The following is a 25316-nucleotide window of genomic DNA, read 5'->3' on the forward strand; positions in this document are numbered from 1 at the left end:
TGCAGAGTTTTTTCCTGCTTACAGACGCTCAATAACGGCAGCGGTAAAGTCTGTGGTGCCGTGCTCGCCACCCAAGTCGCGAGTGGTACGGTCGCCGCTTTTAATGACATCAGCAACTGCTGCGCGAATTCGCTCTGCTTTGTCACCCATGTCTAAGTATTCAAGCATTTGAATGGCTGCGAGAATAACGGATGTTGGGTTTGCCAGGTTTTTGCCTGCAATATCAGGGGCACTGCCGTGAACAGCTTCAAAAATAGCCGCGTCTTCGCCAATGTTAGCGCCTGGGGCCATACCTAGACCACCTACTAAACCAGCACATAAGTCCGAAAGGATGTCACCGAACAGGTTAGTGGTTACGATAACGTCAAATTCCTCAGGATTCATGACTAGTTTCATACAAGTTGCATCAACGATCATTTCCGCTGATTCAATATCAGGGTAACGCTCACCCACTTCACGAGCCACTTTTAAGAACAGCCCTGAGGTTGATTTCAAGATGTTTGCTTTGTGTACTGCAGTGACTTTTTTACGGCCTTCACGACGTGCTAACTCGTAAGCAAAGGTTACGATTTTCTCAGCGCCATCGCGAGTGATTTTAGACATCGCTTCGGCTTCGTTACCGTCCTCTGAAACGACCTGGCCTAGACCAGAGTACATACCCTGGGTATTTTCACGAATGGTGATAATGTCGATGTCGTCATAGCGCGCCTTGGTGCCAGCAAACGATTTTACTGGGCGAACATTAGCGTATAGGCCAAACTGTTTACGAAGTGTGACATTGATTGAAGTAAAACCTTCGCCTACTGGTGTAGTTAATGGACCCTTTAGCGTGATTTTATTACGGGAAATGGCTTCGAGCGTTTCTGGTGGTAGAAGTTCACCAGTTTTTTCAAGCGCGGCTAGACCAGCATCAATGTATTCGTAATCAAACTCACAACCGACGGCATCAAGAATTTCAATTGCCGCGTCGATAATGCTTGGACCGATGCCATCGCCTTTGATGACGCTAATGGTTTGCTTAGCCATGTAACCTATTCCTTAAAACTGATAGATGTGTCCACCAACGACGCCAACGCTGCTACCAAGAACAGTAAAATGAACGTTTAGGGTGGATAAATTTACGTGAGAATTCAGGGGCGTTTTATAGCAGCAAAGGCGTTATTTTTCCAGTATATCGCTTTTAAATATACCTTATACCGACTATAAATATGGTGAATTAAGCTAAGTTAAATGCCATTGTGCGGTGCGCAAGATAAGGCGCGATCGACCAGCCGCTCGATTTTGGTACTGGGTCCTTGCCAATCGACCATGGTTTGCTTAACCAACTGCTGTTGCCAAGCACTTGCCGTCGCCGGCCCAGAGAAGGTGTAGAACAAGATGATTTTTAACGTACAGCATAGTCGCGCATTGCTGTTTAACTGGTCGAATGGTTGTTGTTCGCTGTTTAATAACGCATTGACCCACTCATTGTTGCCAATATGACGGGTCAAATAATGGCGCAACGCTTCATTATCATATTGTTGCACCCCAAGGAGCGTCGCCAATGGGCGCGCTATATCTTGTTGCATGGGTGTTTTCAACGGGTTTAACGCAATGGTACGAGACAACCGCTGTGGGCACTCAAAAATAAAGAAATTGAAATAACATAGTAATAAGGCTGATAGTCGCTCATGCTGAAGGTCTTTTGTTTGCCTAGCGATATCTTCAACGATGCGAATGGCACTGTGTACTCGAGCTTGGAGAAACTGCGCCATTGGGTGGCACAGTTGCAGCATCTTTTCTTCCAACATCACTCGGGCAATAAAATCCCCGACGCTGTAAAGCCCAACCATGGAAAGCGCGTGACGCAAAGAGCTGGCCTGTTGTGCACCGCGATTATATTGGCTCGCTTGCATCATGATTTGCGCAACGAGCGTGTCGTCTTGTGCGATGACTTTCTCAATATCGCTATAACCATGGGCACCACGAATTTGTGCGACAATGGCATCATGATCGCGCTGCGCCCCAGCGGCAGAGCTGGCGCGTTGTACAGGGACACTGGCGCGGGCACTCACTGACGACCAACTGCGATAACGCACCGGTTGGCGGTATTGCCAGTGAGGGTTGGCGAGCAGTCGAAAACGGGACTTAGTGGCCTGCGCATCGGTGAAAATATACTGACCATCAGGGTGGCAGCCCATGTATAAATAGTCATTCTCTTCAAAGCGCTGTCGCGAACCAAGAAGTTGTGGTGAATAGAAATTGACCAACGTATCGCAGTCTTGCTGTATGGCAACATTATGAGTGGCTTTATACAACTGCGCGCAGGCATTAAAGAGGTGCAACGGCCGTGTTGCTGTCATTTGCTCTGCTAAAATGCTGGCGCAGGCCACGATGCGCGTATAACCATCATATAGAGGCGCGCGTTGATGACTGATAATTTCGCGGCGATAGCGTTTTAGCTTGGCGATGATCTGCGTTAGCGCAGGTTGCTCTTCGCCGCTGAGGGACAGCATCTTCAGGCTCAGTAATGCGCTTTGGCTAAACCGTTGGCGCTCTGCACTGCTTAGAGCCTCGCCATTATGGCGCTTATTGAGCAGTGATAGTACTGATATGTCAGCGCTGAGCGCCGCCATCATCATTACTTGCGTATCACTGCGGTGGTAATTGTGAGCGCGGCACAATCCGGCCACGATGGCGATGCGTTTTAGACGCAAGCTCTGTGCATAGGCAAGGTTTTGTATGTGGGTCGATAGCAGCCATTGAAACAAACCGTTTTGCTTATGGGCTAACACACTTAAACGCTCACTGAGACCGAGCAGGGCAGGGTATAAGCTAGACCACTGCGAGCGCGACAATGCGGCTTTATCAAAGCGTACTATGTAGTCAATAACGCGGTCGAACTGCTCGACGTATTTAGGATTGTAAGTCGACTTTGTCATAGGCAAGCTCGGCTTGCTGCCCCCATACTAAAAGCTTTTTATTTTTAAACAGCAGCCCGGTGCATTCATCTTTGGTGGTGATGCCATCGGCCTTTTTGTGCTGAGTGCGATAAAAGACTATTTGGTAAATATCATCGCCTCGGCGTTTTACAAAAGTTAGATCCGGCGTACCTAAGGTATCAAGGACCTCTTCTATAGGCATTGAATCGGCAGAGTCGAGGCTTGCGATAAACCGTTTGTTATAGGCTTCTCTGTCCTGCCATACCATGGAGCCAGGGTCATCCTTGTAAAAGGTCATCACGAGCGTCGCTATCAGTGCATACACACCAATACCTAACACCACATAACGTAATACTTTTTTTAACATTGTGATACTGCGTCCACCAGCCAATTTAACTCAGTATACCGGGCTTGGCGCTGCTTTGCGAAGCCGAGTGCGGTGGAAGAACAATTTGCTGCGCCCCGTTGTGAACTCGAAACTGCTTTAGACTTACGCCAAGATCAATATCACAGCGCAGCGATACCAAATGTAAAGCGCGCACGTACTGTGGCAAATTATCGGTTAATTGTCGCTGAATTTTATTTTCAGGTGCCTGCGCTAGGGCGTGTTGAACGCTGTCGTACTGAGTGAGTAATGCCTTTGCTGATTTTATACCTATGCCATTTACACCTGGGATATCATTGGTTTTGTCGCCCACCAAGGCGAAATACTGAGTCAGTTGCGCCACGCTAACGCCGTATTTGTCTTGTACCTGCTGAGCATCGCGAAAAGATTTGCCAAAGTAGTCATATACTTTGATTTGCTCACTTAACAGTGGCAAGTAGCCTTTGTCGGTGGACACAATAATACATTGCATGGTCTTAGGCGCTTTACTGGCCAAGGTCGCTAATACGTCGTCCGCTTCTTCGTTATCTACACTCAAGGTGCTTATTTGGGCGGCGTGAAACGCTTGCGCAAAACGGCCCAAATTAGTTTTTAGGCGCTCTGGCATCGGTTTGCGTGATATCTTGTAATCAGGGTAGTAAGCATGACGCCAGCTGCTTTGTCCATCGAAGGCCGCAACCGCATAGTGGGGCTGATATTGGTGCATTAGCTTATTAATGGCGTTACTGGTTCGCTGTAGCGCTGCTTCAATGGCAGCATCGCTATCACTACCATGTTGAGACTCGCACACCGCATAAATGCGCCGAATCAAGTTCAGCGCGTCAATAAGTAGAAAGTGCATCATGTCTTAATGGTATAACAAGGGATGTAGGTGCTGCCTGGCAACTTCATGCGCCCTTGGGCCACAAAGGCACTTAACAAGGTATCCATCTTACGCATTAACTCAGGATCGCCAGATAGCTCAAACACCCCATGCTGTTTGATAGCGCGGATCCCTTCATCTTTAACATTGCCAGCAACAATCCCCGAGAAAGCACGGCGTAAGTTGGCGGCAAGTTGTTGCTTAGGCTGCTCTAAATGCAAGTTCAAAGACGCCATATTCTCATGGGTTGGGGCAAACGGTGCCTGGAATTCAGGCTCAATACGCAGCGTCCAATTGAAGTAGTAGGCATCACCCTGTTGGCGACGATAGTCGCGCACATCTTGCATTTGCGCTTTTAATTTACTGGCGACTAATGCCGGGTCGTCAATGATCACCTCAAATTTGTCCAGAGCTTGCTCGCCTAAGGTGTCGCGTACAAAGCTGACTATTTCATCGAAATAGTCCTTACTTTGTGCCGGTCCGGTAAGTATCACCGGCAGCTGTTGCTTTTGATTCTCAGGGTGCAACAAGATGCCAAGTAAATATAACAGCTCTTCTGCAGTGCCTGCGCCACCTGGGAAAATAATAATGCCATGGGCAACGCGAACGAAGGCTTCCAGGCGTTTTTCAATGTCCGGTAGAATGACCAGCTCGTTAACAATCGGGTTGGGTGGCTCTGCAGCGATAATACTGGGTTCGGTGAGGCCGAGGTAACGCGGGTTGTCAACGCGTTGCTTGGCATGGCCTATCGTTGCGCCTTTCATTGGCCCTTTCATGGCACCTGGACCGCATCCTGTACAAATATTCAGGCCACGCAGACCGAGTTGATAGCCCACTTCTTTGGTGTATTTATACTCGACTTCATTAATAGAATGGCCACCCCAACACACTATCATGTTCGGATCGGTGTTCACTGGCATGGCATCGGCATTGCGAAGCATGTCGAAGACCATGTGGGTTATCGCTTTTGGATCGGGTTCTACCATCGCTTGGTGTTTTTGACAAATGAATAAGATATCGCGAATGACTGAAAAAATATGCTCATGGGTACCACGAATGATATCGCCATCGACAAAAGCGGTTTCAGGGGGGTTAGTCAGCTCTATTTTGATTCCTCGCTCGCGGGCGACTAAACGAATGTCGAAGTCTTGAAAGCGATCGTAAATTTCGGCACTGGAATCGGTATGACTGCCCACGTTAAGGACCGCGAGCGCACAATTGCGAAAGAGCCGATAACGGTCAGTGGTCGATTGCGCAAGCAAATCTACTTCTAATTGTGAAAGAAGGTTTAATACGCCAGTAGGATTAAGCTGTACTTGCATTGCTGCTCCTTAATTTTATGCATGTGGCGAGTGCTGAAAATGACTAGCACTTAAAAATAGATGGTCAGCTTGAGTTGTTTTTGACACAGTCACAGCAATAACGCAATGCCTTGGAGGTTAACTGGACAAAATTAACCGGTCTCTCCCTGCATTCTTCGCCTCATAAAGCGCTTTATCAGCGCGGTCGAAAGCACTGAGAGCAGTGTCGTCGGCGTTAATTTGGGTGACCCCAATAGACACCGTGATTTGCACCTGCTCATTTTTGAACTTAAAAGGAATACTACGAATAGTGTGGCGCAGCTTCTCTAGCGGACGAACTACGTTATCGATGGATACGTTTGGCATCAGCATTACGAACTCTTCACCGCCAAAGCGAGCTATAAAGTCGGTACTGCGAATCGATTTTTTCATCGCCGTGGCCAAAACTTGCAGGGTTTTATCACCGGCACTGTGGCCATAACTATCATTAATGGACTTGAAGTGGTCGACATCAATGACCACCAAGCACAAGGGGGTCTGATGGCGTTTAAAGTGTTTCAGCTCAAGATCCATGCGCTCATCAAAGGCAATACGATTTGGCAATTTAGTCAGCCCGTCTTGCAATGACACCAGACGTTGACGCTCAAGCTTGGTTTCATATTGTGCAACTTGCTGCTCCAACGCCTCGACTTGAGATTGCATACTGTGCAACGCTTGGCTTAGGGTGTCCCGTTGCTGCGCCTCTAATTTCTCTTTACTCAGTAATTGCTCGGTCAGGGCAGAGAGCTTAGATTCAACAGTTTCTTTGAGCGTTTGAATATCGGTCGCTTGCGCGGTTTGCTCACTCAAGTGATTGATGTTTTCATCAATTTGGCGATATACAGCACTGATTTTGCTATCTAATTGCTTGGAGCGGTCGCTGGTTTTAGCGATGGCTTGCTGCAATTCCGACAGGTTGTGATTTAACGCGGCGAGAAAGTGCTGAGCAGACTGGCGCTCTTTACTCAGGCTCAAGACGATGACGCGCATAATTTCAACGCTGGCATTGAGTAAGTTATCGATTGTACTGGCAGCATTAATTTGTGATTTTAATTGCCGTAGATGCTCAGCCAATTCCCCTTCTAAGGAGATCTCACTGCTCAGCGCGTTAAGCTCATCAATTAAGGGCTGTAGTTGAGTATTATCGCTTGTGTCATCATCCCCTTGCTGACTACGACTGGCCATCACTTGGTCGTATATGGTGACTAATCGCTCTAGTATCGGCAAAAAGTCGACAGCGGTTTGTGCGTCGACCAGCTCAGTATTAAGTAGATGGCGCAGGGTGCGTCTTAGCTCGGCGGGAATACCTTTACGCTTTTGCAAATTAACGCCTGCCGCCTGCACACCCTGATGCAAGGCACGAAAACGCGCTTCCAGATTGGCTTCATGGCGAGACAGTAAGTCAGTGAGCTCGTCTATCACAGGGAGCAGGTCTTGATAGTTGGCGCCTTTGTGTAACAACTTTCTAAATGCGGCAAGACGGTTATCTAGCTCGATATCCATGCCTTTACACACCAAGGATAACTTGGCAATAAATTGCGCGAGGGTACGAACTTGCTCTTGGCGGGTGTTCTCGATTGTTTGCCGTTGGGAGACGGCGGAATTAAGCTTTTTTCTTAAGGCGTCGAGCTGCTCAGACACACCCGTTTTCCTTCTGTCTTACTATAGATTTTAGTGTACAACAATTTTCTTCGCTTTTCTGAACTACTCACCGATTTTTTGTTGTGAATCAGTAATTGGGCGCAAATGCTTGTTGTTTGTGCGCCCGACTTGGTAGGGTGGCGGCCATAGTATCATTTCTCTTTAGGTTTGAACGTGAAAAAAGCTTTACTGGGGGCCGCTATGGTTGCCCTTAGCCACTGCGCGCTGGCAGATACGCAATACACATTAACTATCGATGACGGTACACATCATTTGGGTGATGTACAGGTCCAATTTGATAAAATCGGACAAAGCTATATCGATGCCAAGCTACCAGCATGGCGCACGGGGCGCTACGACATATTAAATCTCGCCAATGGTGTGCGTTATTTCGAGGCCCTAGACAGTGAAGGTGATACGCTGAAATGGCAAAAAGTAGATAAAAGCACGTGGCGCATTTTTTTGGATAAACCCACAGCGGTGACCTTGAATTACCAAGTGTATGCCAATCAACTAGGCCTGCGTTCGCGCCACATTGACGACAGTCACGCTTTTATCGATGCCTCTGGCTTTTTTATGTTTAGTGAAGCAACCCGCAATGAGCCTGTTTCTGTGCAGCTTGATGTTCCTAAGCAATGGCGCTCCGTATCGGGAATGGATAATGGCGACAATGAGCATCACTTTATCGCCAATAATTACGATGTATTGGTGGACTCCCCCATTGAGAGCGGTATTAACAGCCATTATGAATTTGCCGTTGACGGGCGCGATTATGAGCTCGTGATTTGGGGCCAAGGTAACTATGACACCGAGAAAATGGTCACTGATTTAACCACCTTGGTAAAGACCGGTGATGTCATTTGGGATGATTACCCGTACCAGCGCTATGTGTTTATGGTGCATGCAACGTCCGGTGCTCGCGGTGCTACTGAACACTTGAACTCGACCATCATTCAACGTCATCGCGACAAGTTCGCCAAGCGTGAAGACTATTTGGGCTTTATTGCCACCGCAGCCCATGAATTTATTCACACCTGGAACGTTAAAGCTTATCGCCCTGAAGGGTTAGTACCTTATGATTACCTAGCGCCTAACTACTCGCGTTTATTGTGGCTTGCTGAAGGGTCGACCAGCTATCTTGAGGATCACCTTCTGCTGCGCAGTGAGCTAATGAGCAAAGAAGAGTTTTTTAAAGATTTGGGTAAGCGCATAGACCGCCATTTGAAGACACCAGGACGCGAGGTGCAAAGTGCAGCACATACCAGTTTTGATAAATGGATTAATGCTGGCGGCGATCATGGTCGTAACTTTAGTACCAATATCTACTCTGAAGGCTCGCTGATCTCCATGGTATTAGATTTAAAGCTGCTAAGCGACTCTGATGGCGCAGTGAGTTACCGTGATGTACATCGTGAACTGTATAAGCGCCATCGTCTGCCTGAAGGGTTTAACGAGGCGGATGTGTTGGCCATTCTCAAGGATATCAGCGGCCAAGATTACACGCAGTGGTGGCAAAACCATGTTGATAGCCCCTTACAAGTAGATTTTGATGCTTTATTGGCTAAGGTAGGGCTGCAGCGAACCTACTCAGAAGATGCCAAACAAAGCCCATCGCTAGATGTGCAAGGTAAGCTTGACAATGGCTTGATTGAGTTAACCCATGTGCGCAGAAATGGCGCTGCTTGGCAAGCGAACCTCACAGCAGGGGATAGCATCGTGGCTATCAACGGCAAGCGAGTCAGCAGCGATTTAGCTACCTTGGTTGAGCAATTCGCGGTGGGTGAGCAAGTTGAGATCACTTATTTTCGCAGAGATAACCTAAGAACCACCACGCTTACACTCGGTGGCGAATACAATGAATCAGCGACTATCAAGGCCGTTGATAACCCGACAGCGGCGCAACAAGCGCTTTTCAAAGCCTGGATGGGAGTTGATTTAATCTAGTCGCATAAATGTGGCGTGCGCTTTACCTGCACGCCACTCTTAATGAGAGCGAGAGTCTAATGCTGAGCATGGCTCTTGAGATTTTTAATCAAGTTTTTCCTCGCCATGATTTGTGCTGGCAAGGTGGTCAGCGCCAGCCACTGTTTTTGCAGTGGGTAGGGCTTGGGTTTATTTCGTCCTTTTGCGGCGATATCGCTGTCAAAAAAGTTATCTTGAGCGACGGGATAAGGTTTAATACTGACAACGTCAACACCGGTTTCCCAGCAATATTGAATATCGGTATCTACCGGGCGGCTGATCTTGGTACTATGAGCTAATAGCTGTTTCGCACCTTGGCGGCTAATGACATAAGCACAGCAGCCACTCATGGGCTTATCATGCACCACTAAGTGCTGTTCACCACTTATTTGAGTACTGTACTTCACTGGCCGTTCCCGGCCTTGATAACTGCATAACTTAACGATATCGATAGCCATGTTGGTGTTTATGATTGCCGAAATACTGTCGGCTAAATCACCACACAAGGTAAAGTCGTCCTCTAAAATTACCGCATACTCAGCCCCGCTTTGTATCAAGGTTTGCCAACAGCGGCGATGGCTTAAATAACAACCAATTTCACCGGCACTAAGAGGGCGATAAAAATGACGGCGATTAGCCGCCTCGCTGTAAACAGCGGACACTTGCTCTGCAGTTAAGGTTTTGCCGTTAACCGCCTCTATGCGTTCAAAGTCAAGTTGTTGGGCGTGAAGCTGTTGCTCGGCGCGAGCCAAGCGTTCTTGGCTGCCAGCCAAGTTAATGACATAGATAGGAACCATCATCCTCTCCTGTGATGGGTATGGGGCCAGTGTGGCGAATATTTAAGGCAGTAAGATGTAGAAAAAATGACAACCAGATGACATCAGCGGCCGCTGTCCTTTTTAAGAGGCCGCTGCAGCAGTGGTATTTATGCCTTATTTAACGCTAGTTCCTACCTCATAAGAGGTCATCCATGGGGTTCGTTTTGATAAAGATTTACCAGTATGTATCGAAACAACGGGGGCAGACTCATCAAGCACAAAGGTCGTGCGTAGTGAGTTGGCAGACTCTTTTTGCTTTTCAAACCAATTTTCGCCCAAACACTGACGAGTGAACTCCACCGCTTTGTTATGAATGCTAAGGGCTTGGGTTTTATCCTTATAACTTTCTTGGCAATGATAGTTCATGGTTTTATCATTAAGGGCGCTTATTTGGCAGCTTTCACCAATTAAGTTATAGCGTGATTGCCAGATATCCATGTACTTTGATTGAATGCGTCCAAGCTTCAACCCCTCAAATTGGTTATCATATGCACCAACAAGCGCTTCTATTTTGTCGCAGGGACTGAGTTGGTCGACATATGCTTGATTCTCTTTTTGTTGCGGGCTGGTGCAACCACTAATAACAACCAGCGCCGCTAAGGTAGGATAAATTGCCTTCATGCCAATGAGTTCCTTAATTGGGGTACCCACAGGATACCCAACCAAAGGCCATGCTGGCAATATTTACTGTCAATTAATAGGTCTTAGTGGCGTGATTGTAAACAACTGACCACCTCAGACAATGACAAGCCTTGTCGCTGCAACAGCACGATTAGGTGATAAAGCAAGTCAGCGGCTTCGTTGGTCAGTTCCTGGTTATCATTTTTCATGGCAGCCAGGGCCACTTCGACACCTTCTTCGCCCACTTTTTGACAGCTGCGGCTGAGCTCTTTGGCAAATAACGAGGCGGTGTAACTGCTTTGCGGGTCGCTGTCCTTACGGGCAACGATAATTTGCTCTAGCTCGGCTAAAAAACCTAAGTTGGGTTTTGCATCGCCAAAACAACTTTGCGTGCCTAAATGACAAGTGGGCCCATCTGGGCGAGCAAAGACTAAAATGGAGTCTTGGTCGCAATCAGTGTACACGCGCTCAACGTGGAGATAATGCCCAGAACTTTCTCCTTTGGTCCACAGGCGCTGTTTCGAGCGTGAATAGAAGGTGACCTTTTTACTTTCTAAGGTGTGCGTTAACGCCGCTTGATCCATAAACCCTTGCATGAGAATTTGTCCGGTATCAACATCTTGAATCAGCGCAGGAATTAACGGCGCTTTGGCAAAATTTACTTCGTTTACATTGCTAATATCTAATCGCATAATCGAGTCGCTATGTTGTTATCGGCGAGGTGACGTTTTAAATCGCCAATATTAATAAGGTTTTTGTGAAACACGCTGGCCGCCAAAGCGCCGTCAACATTGGCTTGGTTAAAGACATCGCTAAAGTCGCTGATGGTCCCTGCGCCTCCTGAGGCAATCAACGGCACATCGCAACGTTGGCGTACCTTGCTTAGCTGGGCAATATCATAGCCGTTGCGCACACCGTCCTGATTCATACAGTTTAGTACGATTTCACCGGCTCCGAGCTGCTGCACGCGCTCGACCCATTCCAAGGTGTTGTAGCGGGTACGCGACGAAGCATTGGGGTCGCCGGTTAGTTGATACACCAAGTATTGATCGCTGTCCTTATCGTAAAAACTGTCGATGCCCACCACCACACATTGTTTGCCGAATTCATCGTGTAATTCGCGAATAAGCTCGGGACGTGCGATGGCCGGGCTATTGATGCTGATTTTATCGGCGCCGCGCTCCAAGACGCGGGCTGCATCAGCCACTGATTTTATACCGCCGGCAACACAAAAGGGGATATCGATGTGCCGGGCGATGCTCTCTACCCAGTTTACATCTAGCAGGCGTTTTTCGACACTGGCACTGATCTCATAAAACACCAGTTCATCGGCGCCTGCTGCACTATAAGCCTCTGCCAAAGCGAGTATATCACCGACTACCTCATGGCCTTTGAACTGCACGCCCTTAACTACTTGGCCGTCTTTGACGTCTAAACAGGGGATTATGCGTTTTGATAGCATGCCAGCGCCTCCTCAACGTTGAATGCGCCATCAAGCAAGGATTTACCAAGAATAACGCCTTGCGTACCTATGGCCTTGAGTTTGGCAATGTCTTCTAAGGAGCTTACGCCCCCGGAGGCTTGGATGCGTAAACGGCTGTTATGCTCTTGCAGTTGCTGATAAAGCGCAAACGAAGGCCCGCTCATGGTGCCATCTTTGGAGATATCGGTGCATAAGAAATCCTGCACCCCGAGGTCACTGTAGTAGTCAACTAAGCTAAACAACGAGACATCTGCACTTTGCAGCCAACCGTGTGTTGCAGGGGCCCAGCCAGTGTCCGTTTTATTCACATCTAGGGCGATAACGAAGTGCTGCGCGCCATATTCACGGATCCACTGGGCAACTTGCTGTTGCTCGTTCACCGCCTTGGAGCCGATAACCACTTGCGCTGCACCGGCTTCTAGCCACTGCTCGACATCGGCGCTGCTACGCACACCGCCGCCGATTTGATAGGGAACCTTTAGCTGTGCGGTCGCTGCTTGGATTTGCTGCCATTGCTTTTTGCTTGGGTCGCGCGCGCCTTCTAAATCGACTAAGTGTAACTTTTGTGCCCCTTGGGCCTGATATTCGCTTAATCGCGCTTGCAAATCAAAGGGGTAGAACTGGGCTGTATCGTACTTGCCTTGAAATAAGCGCACGATTTGTTGTTGTAATATATCTAATGCTGGAATAATCATACTCAATCCTTAGACTTGCCAATCTATGAAGTTCTGCAATAACCGGGCGCCGACTTTTGCGCTGCGCTCAGGGTGAAACTGCATGCCGGCAAAGTTATTGTCGGCGACAATGGCGGAAAACTGTTGTCCGTATTCACTTGAGGCCAAGGTCGCCTGATTACAGGCATGGGCAAAGCTATGTACAAAATACACTTGGTCGTCGCTGCGTACCCCTTTAGTTAACGGGTGTTCACGCTCGATGTGCAGGCGATTCCAGCCCATATGCGGTGCACTGAGCGTACCCACCTGCAGCTCACTAACGTGCCCAGGAATAACCCCTAAACACGGCGTATCTCCCTCATCGGTATAGTCACACTGCATTTGCATGCCTAAGCAAATGCCAAGCAATGGCCGCTGAAACTCGCTGATCGCTTGCTGCCAGCCGCCTTGCTTTAGGCGCTGCATTGCTACCTTAGCATGGCCGACACCCGGTAACACTGCGCGCTCAAATGTGGCCAACTGCTCCGGGGAGGTGATCACTTCGACATCTTGCCCTAAGCGCTCAAAGGCGAAGCGCACCGAATTAATGTTGGCGCAGCCGGTATTAATGATGGCAATCATAACACCCCCTTTGAGCTTGCCATTTGCTGAGAGCTATCAAGGGCGATGGCCATGCGCAGTGCCCGAGAGAAGGCCTTGAACAGCCCCTCCACCTGGTGGTGGCAATTGCCCGGTGAAACAGACAAAATCAGCGAAATCGCGGCATTGTCACTGAGACTTTTGAAGAAGTGCTCGACCATTTGCACATCCAAATCACCGACTTTATCGCGGCTAAAGTCGGCATTCAGCACGAACGATGCACGACCAGAAAGGTCAATTTGCGCCTCGGCTTTGCACTCATCCATCGGCAGAGCAAAGCCGTAGCGAGCAATTTGTGATTTCGTTCCGAGGGCTTGGCGCAGCGCTTGACCAAGGGCAATGCCTACATCTTCCACTAGGTGGTGCTCATCAATGTGTAAGTCGCCACTGGCATTTATATCCAAAGCGATATTGGCGTGGGTACGAATTTGCTCCAACATATGGTCGAAGAAACCAAGCCCAGTGCTGATAGTGCCTTGGGCGTTACTATCTAGATTGACGGCCACGGAGATTTGCGTTTCTTTGGTATCGCGCGATACTGCACCGCTGCGATTAGCGGTGGTTAACTCGGTGACAATCTGCGGCCAATTATTGTTATAAAGAATACCGCGTATACACAGGTTTTCTGCCAACCCGAGATCGGTCTGGCGGTCGCCAATCACATAAGAGCGATTCAGATCCACTTTACCTGAGCGCATCAGCTGCGTCAGTAAACCGGTTTTCGGTTTACGACAGTTGCAATTATCGCTGTCGAAGTGAGGACAAATTAATACCTCGTCAAAGTGGATACCTTGCGAGCTAAAAATCTCCATCATGGCGTTATGGGGCAGACTGAAGTCTGCTTGTGGGAAGCTCTCAGTTCCTAGGCCATCTTGGTTCGATACCATGACTAACCGATAACCGGCATTTTGCAGCGCTAATAACGCCACAATAACATCCGGTAGCAGCTTAAGCTTTTCCAGTGAGTCGACTTGTTTATCGCTGCTCGGCTCCTCAATCAGGGTGCCATCACGGTCAATGAATAAATACGGGTTGCTCATTGTGGTTCCTTGGTTGTTGGCGCTGGGCTGGTTAAGCTATCCAGCCAGGCTTTTACTTCATTTAACTCTTGTTCATTGCCAATGGAAATACGTAGCCAATTATCCTCACCAAACAAGGTAAAGGGACGCATTACCAAGCCGCGCTCATAGGCCAGGCCAATCGCGGCTTTATCTCTGAGCTGGAGGGTGACAAAATTTCCCTCGCCAGTGAGTACTTGGCTAATCGCCGCGCTGCTTTGCAGCCAATCGACCAGCTGGGCCTTCAACGTATTGAGAATACTCACTTGTCGGCGCATGGAAATGATGTTGGCACTACTTACGGCTTGTTCAGCAATGTCAGCGATAACAGTGGCAACGGGGTAGGGAGCGATCACTTTGCGCAGCGGTGCTAAGGTATCTTGCTGCGCCAAGGTAAAGCCGGTACGCAGCCCCGCTAAAGCAAAGGCCTTGGAAAGGGTGCGCAACACCACGATATTGGCGTTCGTTTTAATGAGCTGCGCAGCACTGTGCTGATAACAAAACTCAATGTAGGCTTCATCGACCACAACAATGGCGCGCTTGGCTAAACGCTGAGCCAATTCGGCGATTTTGTCAACGCTGATAAGAGCGCCAGTGGGGTTGTTGGGGTTACAAATAAACACCAACTTAGCCTCACCGACTAACTCGCTGAGCTCGCTGGCACTGGCTTGTTGTAGTTGTGCTTGGCTAAGCTCATTAATGCCGATGTTATGGGTGTCGGCGCTGACTTTATACATGCCATAGGTGGGCGTAAACAGCGCAATACTGTCAACTCCGCTTTGGCAGTAGGTGCGCATCAGGAGTTCAATGCCCTCGTCAGCCCCTCGGGTCATTAACACTTGCTCTGGTTGCAGCTCGCAGTAGCGGGCATAGGCCTTGATCACCGCTAGCGGTTGTGGGTCGGGATAGCGATTCAAATTGGATGCGCTGACGTTATAGGCTTTACTATACGGGCTTTCGTTGGCGTTGAGCCACCTAGTGCCGCTGAGTTTTTCACTTTTTGCCGAGCTGTACGCCTTCAATGCGGCGATATTATCCGGTAATAACTCTGTAGTCATGAGGACGCTCCTAAACGTACGCGAACTGCATTGGCATGTGCATCCAAGCCTTCAGCTTCGGCGATTGGAATAATGGCGTTGGCCAAATCAATAAGACCATTTTTAGTCACTGTTTGCACCGTGTAAGTGCGGTAAAAATCGAGCAAGCTAAGGCTCGAATATACTTTTGAATACCCATAGGTCGGCAACACATGGTTGGTGCCCGAGGCATAGTCACCGGCAGATTCAGGGGTATAATCGCCAACAAAGATGGAGCCAACATTCTTTATGTTGTTTAGGTACGGTGTGCTGTCGCCAAGTTGCAAAATTAAGTGCTCGGGGCCGTAAAGATTCGAGATGCGCACCGCTTGGTCAATATCGGTCACTTTAATTAGCGCCGAGTGTGCAAGCGCCTGACGGGCTATATCGGCGCGACTAAGGGTGGCCAGCTGTCGTTCTAAGGCACGCTCAGTGGCGGCAATGACCTCATCGCTGTCACTGAGCAAAATCACTTGCGAGTCCGGACCATGCTCGGCCTGCGACAGCAAATCGGCGGCAACATATTCACCATTGGCGCGGCTATCGGCAATAATCAGCACTTCAGAGGGGCCGGCAGGCATGTCGATGGCAAGACCAGGCACCTGTTGTGCAGCGAGCTGTTTGGCCATGGTGACATACGCATTACCCGGGCCAAAAATTTTATTCACTTGCGGGATAGATTCACTGCCAAAGGCCATTGCCGCTATCGCTGCGGCTCCGCCAATTTGCATGATTTGCGTGATGCCACATAGCTTGGCAGCATAGCGAATAGCCGGGTGTACTTGCTCATCGCCTTTGACCGGGGTGGCCAATACCACGGTGCTGGCACCACTGAGCTGTGCCAACACCCCTTGCATTAGCACCGAAGAGGGCAGCGGCGCACTGCCGCCGGGTACATAAATGCCCACCGCGTCAATGGCCTCATAGCGCAGCTCACAAGAAACACCCGGTTGCGTACTCAGGCTGATTGACTTCGGTTGTTGCGCTTGGTGAAAGCGTTTGATGTTGGTGTACGCTTGATCAATAGCCGCTTTTAGTTCTTCGCTCAACTGTTGCTGGGCATCGATGATATCCTGTTGTGGACATAAAATTTCCGCCTCAGTCGAGCGCTTATCAAGCTTTGCGGCAATGGCTTTGAGTGCGCTATCACCTTGTTGTTGCACCTTGGCCATAATGTCTTCACAGATGGGGCGCACATTATCGGCAGCAGCAACCCCTGGGCGCTGTAATAGCGCCTGCTGTTGTTCGCCGCTCAAAGAGTTCCACACAATCATGCTAATTACTCCATCATCTTTTCAATGGGCATGACTAAGATAGAGTTAGCGCCGAGGGCCTTGAGCGACTCCATGGTTTCCCAAAATAGTGTCTCGCTGCTAACCATGTGCAGGGCCACGTAATCATCGCTGCCAGCGAGTGCAAGCAAGGTGGGTTGTCCGGTCCCCGGAAGTAAAGCGCAGATATCATCAAGTTTGGCCTTTGGCGCGTGCATCATGATGTATTTGCTTTCCTTCGCTTGTTTGACACCGCGTAGGCGCGGCATCAGCTTGTCGATTAGCGCCAGCTTATCGTCATCAGCGAGCTCTTGATTTTGGATTAGGCAGGCATTGGACTCTAAAATAGTGTCGCCTTGCATCAGGCCGTTGGCCTCTAGGGTGGCACCGGTCGATACCAAGTCACAGATAGCATCAGCCAGTCCAGCACGCGGCGCAACCTCGACCGAGCCGGTGAGCATAACTACACTGGCGTCAATGTTCTCACGCTCTAGGTACTGGCTTAGGATTTCAGGGTAGGTGGTGGCGATACGTTTGCCGTTGAACCACTGCTTGTCTTGTGCGCCGAGCTCCTGGGGCCAGGCTAACGCAAGACGACAGTAACCGAAGTCTAATTTTGCCAGTTTCTTAACGGCAAAGCTGGCGCTGCTGTTGCGGCGTTCGGCTTGCACCTCTTCGAGCACGTTCTCGCCTACGATCCCCAAATCGCACACGCCATCCATAACTAAACCAGGGATATCGTCATCACGTACCCGCAGCACGTCGATAGGCATGTTGGTGGCGTGAGCAATTAAGCGCTGCTCACGTAGATTAAGTTTAACGCCAAGTTGCTTAAGCAGGTTTTGGCAATCTTTGGAAAGACGCCCTGACTTTTGGATTGCGATACGTAAACGTTTGTTGTTGCTCATAATTCATTTCCTTAATAGATAAAACTAAAAACCCCGAGGGGAAACCTCGGGGCGAAAATGAATCTTGCTATATCGTCGCCAGAGGTTCCTTTTAGGAATAACCCCCCAGCGAAAGACCTGACAGGCTATTCGGTGCTGTGGTGATGATGATGAATAGTTGTCAGAATCGTTGTCATGGTCGTATGCTCTTTAGTGTGTTTGCGTTGTTTGTTGACTACGCACATAGATAATCATAGTTCTTATAAGTAGTGCAACTACTTTTTTACAAAAATTAAAGTATAAGGTATAACGGCCGATAATAGTCTATAGGTACAACTACTTTGTTAGTGTTGATAAAAGGAAAGCGGTATGGATGTTATGATCCCTTTTTTAGGGCGGATAACGCGCCTAGAAGTGCACCACAATGGCGCTTTTCACGTTGCCGGTGTTAAAGATAACAAAGTTGCGAAGGTGCGCAACGAGCGCAAACAAGACAAGGAAGCGCGTGGGCAGGAAACATTTGTTGAAGACACGCAAAAGAAAAAAGGCAAGGACTCATCGCCTCACCTCGATACCTGGGCCTAGTGCTTAGAAGTAAAGGTGCTCTTTGATTTCACCAGCTACTTTAATCTCACACTTGTCACCCGATTTATTATTGGAGCCTTGGATCACCCCGGCAATAGCGCCAAAAGCACCGCCTTGCTCCTGAAGTACCGAACCGAAGTAGCAGTAGCTGGAAAACTCCTCGCCTTTGTACTTGGTACTCATATTCAACGTAGGCGTATATGGAGGGAAACTGCCCTTCATCGCTGGGTCGCCATTAATACTAAGCTCTAATTTATTTTTATCGACATTGTATACACCACCGAATACATAATCGGTGCCGTTTACTGAAACCGTTTTATCTTGGGCAACGCGCGGTGGGGTCGATTTACAGCCACTGAGAAGTGCAGCGGCGACAACGGCAGAGACAACGACTAATTGTTTCATTGTTAAGTCCTTTTAGAGGGTTGTTTTAGCGCCAGAATATTAACCGAGCGTTGCCAAAATGACAACATAATATTGGCCTGTTGGTAGCAACTGATTTTTTCGTTATCATGTGCGCCTGTCCACCGAGCGCAATATCCATGACCATCGAGCAGTTATTCTCGCAAACCGGGCCTTTGGCTCTCGCACTGAAAGGCTACCAACCTCGCCAAGCGCAAATAGATATGGCGCAGGTGTGTGACTCGGCATTAAAGCATTCTCAACAAGCGATTGTTGAAGCAGAAACTGGCACTGGTAAAACCTTTGCTTACTTGCTTCCTGCGTTGGTGAACAAGGGCAAATATATTATCTCCACGGGCTCAAAGGCGTTACAAGAACAGCTCTATCACCGCGATTTACCCACTGTATACAAAGCCTTGGGCAGTGCTAAAAAGAAAGCACTATTAAAAGGGCGCGCTAATTATGTGTGCCATTATCGCCTTAATCAACATGTTGCTCATGTTCCAAGTGACGACGCCGATATCATGCATCAATTAGCCATGGTGGCAAAGTTTGCAGCACAAACACGCAGTGGCGATATTGCCGATTGCGTCGGCATCGAAGATGATGCCAAGGTTCTGCCATACGTCACTTCCACTGCTGATAATTGCCTTGGGCGTGAGTGCCCTGATTTCGACAGTTGTTTTATTCGTAAAGCCCGTCAACGCGCCGCAGATGCCGATATCGTCGTCATTAACCATCACTTATTCTTTGCTGATATGGCGGTGAAGGACAGTGGTTTTGCCGAGTTGTTACCTGGGGCCGATGGCTATATTTTTGACGAGGCCCATCAATTGGCCGATATTGCCAGTGACTACTTTGGCGAAACAATATCGACGAAGAAGATTCTCGCTTTTATCACCGACGCGCGAATGCTTTATCGCAGCGAATTACGTGATATGTTGCAACTGGGAAAGACGCTGGATAAATTAGAATCGGCAACCAAGGACATGCGTTTGGCCTTTGGCAGTGACGGCGGGCGCGGAGACTGGCGAAAAGCGCTGACTGATAAAGCCCTGTGTGACGCGATTCACCGTGTTAATAAAGACTTAGCATTTTTAAATCAAGTGCTTAAGTTATGCTTAGAGCGCAGTGAATTGGTGGAGCCGATGTTAGAGCGCTTGATGACATTGAAAGGCCAACTCGATCGCGCTTTTGATGTGTCAGTGCGTGGCTATAGTTACTGGTATGAAGCCACTCGCTATCATTTGACCATTCACATTACCCCGTTGAACATAGCGGCCAAATTCAAAGAGATGCTCAGCGAGCGAGAGGCGGGTTTTGTCTTTACCTCTGCGACATTATCGGTCAATGACAGCTTACAACATTTTAGTGATGCGCTAGGTTTATCTCCTTCGCGTACATTGATGCTGGCCAGTCCTTTTGACTATCAACATCAGGCACTGCTTTGTTTACCTCGCTATCTACCTGAGGCTAATTCTGATGCCATGCCAAGGGCGCTGGTGGGCATTTGTCAGCAAGTTATCCGCGCCGCAAAAGGGCGTTGTTTTTTGCTCTTTACTTCCTATCGTGTCATGCACATGGTCGCTGAGGTATTATGCCAACAGATGGACTATCCAGTGTTTGTGCAAGGGTAAATGTCTAAGCGCTTGTTGCTTGAGCGCTTTACTCGTCATGGCAATGCGGTATTAATGGGCACCGCGTCATTTTGGGAAGGGGTAGATGTACGTGGCAGCGCGCTGAGCTGCGTGGTGATAGATAAACTGCCTTTTGTGGCCCCCGACGACCCATTGTTACAAGCGAGAATGCAGGACTGTGAGCAAAGTGGTGGCGAACCGTTTGCGCAGATTCAACTGCCAAGAGCGGTTATAGCGCTCAAGCAAGGGGTTGGCCGGCTGATCCGTGATAGCCAAGATCGCGGTGTTTTAGTATTATGTGATAACAGAGTGATCACCCGCGACTACGGCCAAGTCTTTCTAAAAAGCCTACCGAATATGCGTCGTAGCCGTGATATGAATGAAGTAAACGCCTTTTTAGCAGCAATAGATTAACCATGACCAACACCATTTTAGCCATCGATGCTTCCACAGAAGCGCTTTCCATCGCCTTAACCCACCAAGGACAGCAATATTGTTTCTTTGATGTCTGTCCACAGCAGCACAGCCAACGTATTTTAACTGAAATAGACACGCTACTTGCCAAGGCCAATTGCGCGCTAAAAGAGGTGGACGTTATCGGCTATTGCGAAGGACCAGGTAGCTTCACCGGCGTGCGCATCAGCGTCTCGGTGGCTCAAGGGCTCGCATTTTCAGCGCAAAAGCCCGTTGTCGGTATCTCTTCGCTGGCCATGATGGCGCAGCAAGCGATAGAGCAACGTGGTGTAAACCAAGTAGTGTCGGCCATTGATGCGCGTATGGGTGAGCTTTATGTGGGGGCTTTTGAGAATATCAATGGCCTTGCCACGCTGGTCGGCACGCAGCAGGTGGTGAAGCCAGAAGCACTCGCAGTCCCTTTTGATGCGGCCCTTGCCGTTGGCACCGGGTGGCAAAGTTACCCTGATTTAGCTCATTCAGTAGCCGGCATTAGCGTTGATGAGCATATTACCTTACCGAATAGTCAGTTTATGCTGGCGCTGGTGGCAGAGCAATTTGCACAAGGCCAACAACACAGTGCCAGTGAAGCGCAGCCGGTGTATGTTCGTGACACGGTAACGTGGAAGAAATTACCCGGACGCGAATAAACATTGCGCAAACTCGCTGTTTATATCACACTCAATAAGTCGCTAGATTTTTATATATTAATGGTATGACGATACGTACGGTCAATTCACTCACGACTAACCCAGCGCTGGAACTGAAAAGAAATCAACAGCCTGTCGGAGATGGGCGCGCTCAAGAAAAACCGGCTCTAGAGCAGCCTGCGTCGTCTGTTAAAGACTCCAGTCAAGGTCGTCGCTTAGCGGATGCTTTATATCGTCAGACCATTTACGACCAACCTGCCAATACCCGCACCAGTAATGCGATTGCCACGTATAAAGAATACGCGTTTTTAGAGCGTCGCCAAGAAGTGCAGTCCATGCTTAGCGTGAGTGTCTACGCATAACCTGAGCGACGTTTTTAAATTATGGACATTACCTCTCATTAACGTTAACTTAACTGCTCTTAGAAAATAATAATAAAAGTTGATTAACTCGTGCTTCACCGCGTATTTGATGTACTTGCTCGCGGCGCTGCCAAGTTAGCGGCCAACACCGTTATTCTCTCGCTGCGAGAAGGGTACATAGCCCTCATCCCATTCTTTATTATGGCGGCGCTAGTTTCTTTGGTGACTCACTGGCTTGGCTACGAGCATTTACAGGGCCCTTATGCCTATTTGTATTCTTTTAATAACCTAATATGGACGTTATTTCCGATAACGACATTGCTGTCATTTAGTTACTATTTAGCGAAGAACCTCAAGTTAAATACCTTCGCCGCACCGATTTTAGTGCTTACTTGTTTTTGTGTTGCTACAGGCTATATCTACGCGCTCGATAGCGGTGGGGTGGGTATAAATAATCGCGCCGGTGTGCTGTACACCATTCTTATGCCGATATTTTGTTGCTACCTGTTGCGCTCTGCATTGAGCTTACGTTGGCTTAGAATTATGTCTGTGGGCAATGTCAGCTTGTTTTTGGTCAAGCATCTCAATTTAATGCTGCCATATGTGCTGACCGTTTTTGTAACCTTTGTTTTATTTCCTTATTTTGACTCTGGATTGGCCGCTTGCTTGTCGTGGCTAAGCGCAAGTCACAGCGATTGGGGCCAATGGCAGCAGTTAATGTCGCAAATTATATTTAGCCATGTGTTTTGGCTCTTTGGTATTCATGGCGATAACACTTATCACATACTTGCCTCAGCAGAACTCACAGGTTACGAAGTGGTGCCCGGCCTAGGTAACTACAGCTTCTTATCGACCTTTGTGGCTTTAGGTGGCAGTGGTGGCATTTGGGGTCTGCTAATCGCTTGTTTATTACAAGGAAAACAAAGCCATGAGAGCCAGATTGCTAAACTAAGCGCGCCATTTTCATTTTTCAATATCAGTGAAATAATGATGTATGCAGTGCCTGTGGTGTTTAATCCATTTTTCATTATTCCTTTTTTACTTTGTCCATTGGTAAATGCAGCTATTGCCTATGCGCTACTACAAAGCGGCGCTTTACCCCTAAGCAATATTGATTCGATACCCTGGTTCACTCCGGTGCTATTGAGCGGCTACTTATTAACTGGTGGCTTTATTGGTGTGGCACTGCAAGCGGGATTGGTGGCTATCAATACGCTTGTTTATTTACCCTTTGTACGCGCCAATAGTGCCCATAATATTAGTGGGCGTGAGCTCGATATTTTAGTGAAACGAGTCAGCGCAGGACGGCAACTTGAGCGCCACGTCGAAGCGCAATTCGCAAAGCGTAACACCGCGCAGTTTGCAGACCAGCGCCAGCTACATAAGGTGATCAGTGCCCTCAAAGAAGGCACTCTGTGTTTGTATTACCAGCCCAAAGTCGATAACACCACGCATAAAATCATTGGCTTCGAAGCGCTACTACGCTTAAAGCAAGCGGACGGTCAAATCAAAGCACCGTGGTTTATTGACGTGCTTGAGCGCTTTGAGATGATGGATGTGGTGGACAGCTTTGTGATTGACCAGTTAGAGCTTGATTTATTGCAGTTTCAGCGCCATCAGATGAACCCTAAAATTAGCTTTAATATTTCTCCCGATAATTTGATTAACCGTCGTTACCGCCGCGTGCTCAAGGCGTTCTCCAAGTTTCCTGGGCAAGTTGAGGTTGAAATTCTTGAGTCGTCCTACAACAATAATTTTGAACGCACCAAAGAAATTGTCGATAAATTGCGCGCCGCTCAGATTCTATGTGCGGTAGATGATTTTGGTACCGGCTACTCATGTTTAAACATTTTAAGTAAGCTTAATGTCGATACCATTAAGTTTGACCGCAGCTTGCTTCCGGTTAACGCCGAAGACAAGGCCACCTATTTATATGAAAATATGTCACAGCTTTGTAACAAGTTAGGATTTAGTGTTGTCGCTGAGGGGGTGGAGTCGTCATTTCACGTTGACTACATAGCAACGCTCCCTGTGAATCTGATGCAAGGCTATTATTTTGACATGCCACTCACGCTTGAACAGGCGATGCGCAGATACAGTAGTTCTTAAGCTGTGATTTAAAGCAATAAAAAAGCCGCTCCAAGAGCGGCTTTTGAGTCTTCAGTTTTCAGTAGGGTTGTTAAACTATGTTAACAAGCAATAAAACATTAACGCATGATTACAATAAGATCAACAATGTTATTTATTGTTAATAAAGTTAATTAGCTTTTGTGCGATGTCAGTGTTGTTTTGCGACCCTATAAATTGTTCTGCGCCGTTGCCATAGGCAAACACAGGAACATCAATAGCAGTATGACCAGAGGTGGTCCATCCGGTAAAACTTGCTTCATTGATTAACTTTTTAACAGTCATGACCAGCGCATCTTCACCCACATTCTTCGCTTGGGTAAGTAAAACCTTACGTGCTTCGGTAAATTCCAATGCCGTGGTTTGTTGCCATACGGTGGTCATATCGTCGCTCGCCAGCAATCGCTCAGCAATGACACCCGCTGTGGCCGTAACGCCTTTAACCACATCGGCGTGCCACAAGTATTGGCCATTGGCACCTATGGTCAAGCCACCGGTGGAGTGATCGGCTGTGATCACCAATAGTGTGTCTGGGTGGGCATCAACATAGGCTTTGGCTTTATCAATGGCATGGGCGAAATCGTCCATTTCTGCCATGGCACAAGCAATATCATTGGCATGGCCGCACCAGTCTATTTGGCTGCCTTCGATCATTACAAAGAACGGATTCTCATTGGCTGCGAGTAGCGACAGTGCCTTATCGGTCATTTTCGTTAATCGTTTACTCTCTCCATCGAGGGCAAATGGCAAACCTTTAGCGGCATACAGACCCAGGGCTGGAATTTGCTGTAATTGTTCTAATTGACTGAGGTTATCGCTGTATTGATAGCCTTGAGCGATAAACTCATTCACTAAATTTCTATCTTCGCGAATAAAGTACTGTGTACCTCCGCCAAGCATTAAATCCACTGGTAGAGCGCCATTGATTTTATTATCGAAGAAATCATTGGCAATGTCATCGTAGTTACGGCGAGACTCGTTATGTGCAGCAAAGCTTGCAGGGGTCGCATGGTTGATCTGCGATGTGGCGACAAGCGCGGTCGTCATTTTGCGTTCTTTGGCTATTTCAAGCATCGTTTTAAGATCATGCTTGTGAGTATCCACAGCGATGGCACCATTGTAGCTCTTCGTTGCGGTGGACAGAGCCGTTGCGCCAGCCGCGCTGTCAGTGACGATGGTATCGTCATCAGGATAGGTGTGTGCCATGCCCACGAGGATGGAATCGAATACGGTGGGCTCTACCACCTTGGTGCTTTTATCATCAACGTAGTAGCGATAAGCGCTCGTGTAGGCAGGGCCCATACCATCGCCAATCATATAAATAATGTTCTTAGGTGCTGCTTGCTCTGCGTTGGCAAAAAAACTTGCGCAGATCATCGAAGCGAATGTTAGAGTGCGTTTCATAATTTAGTCCTGTTGTGGCTTGGCAACATTTTAAACCCACAAATCAATAAATAAACCG

At 48.3% G+C, this 25316-nt stretch carries 23 protein-coding genes and 1 pseudogene; 6 read left to right on the forward strand and 18 right to left on the reverse strand.

The window, feature by feature from the left end; genetic code table 11:
• Positions 1-18: 18 nt before the first annotated feature.
• From PRUTH_RS18715 to PRUTH_RS18740, 6 genes are all read right to left on the reverse strand, one after another.
• On the reverse strand, positions 19-1026 hold the full coding sequence (locus tag PRUTH_RS18715; RefSeq protein ID WP_022946820.1) for an isocitrate dehydrogenase: 1008 nt from the start codon (positions 1024-1026) through the stop codon (positions 19-21).
• Between the two features lie 200 nt (positions 1027-1226).
• Positions 1227-2921, reverse strand: coding sequence for a hypothetical protein (locus PRUTH_RS18720; RefSeq protein ID WP_151174190.1), 1695 nt, complete (start codon positions 2919-2921; stop codon positions 1227-1229).
• A complete protein-coding gene (locus PRUTH_RS18725; RefSeq protein WP_022946822.1) occupies positions 2896-3288 on the reverse strand; it encodes a DUF3192 domain-containing protein in 393 nt (130 codons plus the stop codon). Before PRUTH_RS18725 ends, PRUTH_RS18720 begins: the two co-directional genes overlap by 26 nt.
• Positions 3289-3313: 25 nt before the next feature.
• Positions 3314-4150, reverse strand: coding sequence for a flap endonuclease Xni (xni, locus tag PRUTH_RS18730; RefSeq protein ID WP_151174191.1), 837 nt, complete (start codon positions 4148-4150; stop codon positions 3314-3316).
• A complete protein-coding gene (ppnN, locus tag PRUTH_RS18735; protein ID WP_151174192.1) occupies positions 4147-5490 on the reverse strand; it encodes a nucleotide 5'-monophosphate nucleosidase PpnN in 1344 nt (447 codons plus the stop codon). The genes xni and ppnN overlap by 4 nt, the downstream gene beginning before the upstream one ends.
• 117 nt (positions 5491-5607) lie before the next feature.
• Entirely contained in the window at positions 5608-7149 is a 1542-nt protein-coding gene (locus tag PRUTH_RS18740) for a GGDEF domain-containing protein (RefSeq protein ID WP_151174193.1), read from the reverse strand.
• A 174-nt stretch (positions 7150-7323) separates the two neighbouring features.
• Between PRUTH_RS18740 and PRUTH_RS18745 the strand changes: the two genes are divergently transcribed.
• Complete coding sequence (locus PRUTH_RS18745) at positions 7324-9093, forward strand: M61 family metallopeptidase (RefSeq protein ID WP_257221095.1); 1770 nt, start codon at positions 7324-7326, stop codon at positions 9091-9093.
• A gap of 56 nt (positions 9094-9149) precedes the next feature.
• On the opposite strand, the gene PRUTH_RS18750 is transcribed toward PRUTH_RS18745, so the two are convergent.
• The 10 genes from PRUTH_RS18750 to hisG form a co-directional block, all read right to left on the reverse strand.
• Complete coding sequence (locus tag PRUTH_RS18750) at positions 9150-9911, reverse strand: glycosyltransferase family 25 protein (protein ID WP_082079340.1); 762 nt, start codon at positions 9909-9911, stop codon at positions 9150-9152.
• 132 nt (positions 9912-10043) lie between these two features.
• On the reverse strand, positions 10044-10550 hold the full coding sequence (locus PRUTH_RS18755; RefSeq protein ID WP_151174194.1) for a hypothetical protein: 507 nt from the start codon (positions 10548-10550) through the stop codon (positions 10044-10046).
• A gap of 83 nt (positions 10551-10633) precedes the next feature.
• Positions 10634-11242, reverse strand: coding sequence for a bifunctional phosphoribosyl-AMP cyclohydrolase/phosphoribosyl-ATP diphosphatase HisIE (gene hisIE / locus PRUTH_RS18760; protein ID WP_022946829.1), 609 nt, complete (start codon positions 11240-11242; stop codon positions 10634-10636).
• A complete protein-coding gene (gene hisF, locus PRUTH_RS18765) occupies positions 11233-12012 on the reverse strand; it encodes an imidazole glycerol phosphate synthase subunit HisF (RefSeq protein ID WP_045979973.1) in 780 nt (259 codons plus the stop codon). Before hisF ends, hisIE begins: the two co-directional genes overlap by 10 nt.
• Complete coding sequence (locus PRUTH_RS18770) at positions 11994-12728, reverse strand: 1-(5-phosphoribosyl)-5-[(5-phosphoribosylamino)methylideneamino] imidazole-4-carboxamide isomerase (protein WP_022946831.1); 735 nt, start codon at positions 12726-12728, stop codon at positions 11994-11996. The genes hisF and PRUTH_RS18770 overlap by 19 nt, the downstream gene beginning before the upstream one ends.
• Before the next feature lie 9 nt (positions 12729-12737).
• A complete protein-coding gene (gene hisH / locus PRUTH_RS18775) occupies positions 12738-13328 on the reverse strand; it encodes an imidazole glycerol phosphate synthase subunit HisH (protein WP_045979975.1) in 591 nt (196 codons plus the stop codon).
• Complete coding sequence (hisB, locus tag PRUTH_RS18780) at positions 13325-14386, reverse strand: bifunctional histidinol-phosphatase/imidazoleglycerol-phosphate dehydratase HisB (protein ID WP_151174195.1); 1062 nt, start codon at positions 14384-14386, stop codon at positions 13325-13327. The genes hisH and hisB overlap by 4 nt, the downstream gene beginning before the upstream one ends.
• Entirely contained in the window at positions 14383-15462 is a 1080-nt protein-coding gene (gene hisC / locus PRUTH_RS18785) for a histidinol-phosphate transaminase (RefSeq protein WP_151174196.1), read from the reverse strand. Before hisC ends, hisB begins: the two co-directional genes overlap by 4 nt.
• On the reverse strand, positions 15459-16754 hold the full coding sequence (hisD, locus tag PRUTH_RS18790) for a histidinol dehydrogenase (protein WP_151174197.1): 1296 nt from the start codon (positions 16752-16754) through the stop codon (positions 15459-15461). The genes hisC and hisD overlap by 4 nt, the downstream gene beginning before the upstream one ends.
• A 5-nt stretch (positions 16755-16759) precedes the next feature.
• Positions 16760-17659 (reverse strand): ATP phosphoribosyltransferase, encoded by a 900-nt coding sequence (hisG, locus tag PRUTH_RS18795; RefSeq protein ID WP_045979979.1) that lies wholly within the window; start codon positions 17657-17659, stop codon positions 16760-16762.
• Between the two features lie 348 nt (positions 17660-18007).
• Here hisG and PRUTH_RS18800 point away from each other — a divergent pair, with 348 nt between their 5' ends.
• A complete protein-coding gene (locus PRUTH_RS18800) occupies positions 18008-18223 on the forward strand; it encodes a hypothetical protein (protein ID WP_053909412.1) in 216 nt (71 codons plus the stop codon).
• 3 nt (positions 18224-18226) lie between these two features.
• On the opposite strand, the gene PRUTH_RS18805 is transcribed toward PRUTH_RS18800, so the two are convergent.
• Positions 18227-18628: a hypothetical protein gene (locus PRUTH_RS18805; RefSeq protein ID WP_022946838.1), complete on the reverse strand. Its 402-nt coding sequence runs from the start codon at positions 18626-18628 to the stop codon at positions 18227-18229.
• Between the two features lie 137 nt (positions 18629-18765).
• Here PRUTH_RS18805 and yoaA point away from each other — a divergent pair.
• From yoaA to PRUTH_RS18825, 4 genes and pseudogenes are all read left to right on the forward strand, one after another.
• Positions 18766-20676: pseudogene (gene yoaA, locus PRUTH_RS18810) on the forward strand (DNA repair helicase YoaA).
• A 2-nt stretch (positions 20677-20678) separates the two neighbouring features.
• Positions 20679-21365 (forward strand): tRNA (adenosine(37)-N6)-threonylcarbamoyltransferase complex dimerization subunit type 1 TsaB, encoded by a 687-nt coding sequence (gene tsaB / locus PRUTH_RS18815; protein WP_151174198.1) that lies wholly within the window; start codon positions 20679-20681, stop codon positions 21363-21365.
• A gap of 65 nt (positions 21366-21430) precedes the next feature.
• Entirely contained in the window at positions 21431-21727 is a 297-nt protein-coding gene (locus PRUTH_RS18820) for a hypothetical protein (RefSeq protein ID WP_151174199.1), read from the forward strand.
• Positions 21728-21817: 90 nt separating this feature from the next.
• A complete protein-coding gene (locus PRUTH_RS18825; protein ID WP_257221096.1) occupies positions 21818-23836 on the forward strand; it encodes an EAL domain-containing protein in 2019 nt (672 codons plus the stop codon).
• Between the two features lie 129 nt (positions 23837-23965).
• Here the strand turns inward: PRUTH_RS18825 and PRUTH_RS18830 are convergent, their stop codons facing one another.
• Positions 23966-25258 (reverse strand): alkaline phosphatase, encoded by a 1293-nt coding sequence (locus PRUTH_RS18830; protein ID WP_151174200.1) that lies wholly within the window; start codon positions 25256-25258, stop codon positions 23966-23968.
• Between the last annotated feature and the right edge of the window lie 58 nt (positions 25259-25316).

The organism is Pseudoalteromonas ruthenica, assembly GCF_008808095.1.
Lineage (GTDB): Bacteria > Pseudomonadota > Gammaproteobacteria > Enterobacterales > Alteromonadaceae > Pseudoalteromonas > Pseudoalteromonas ruthenica.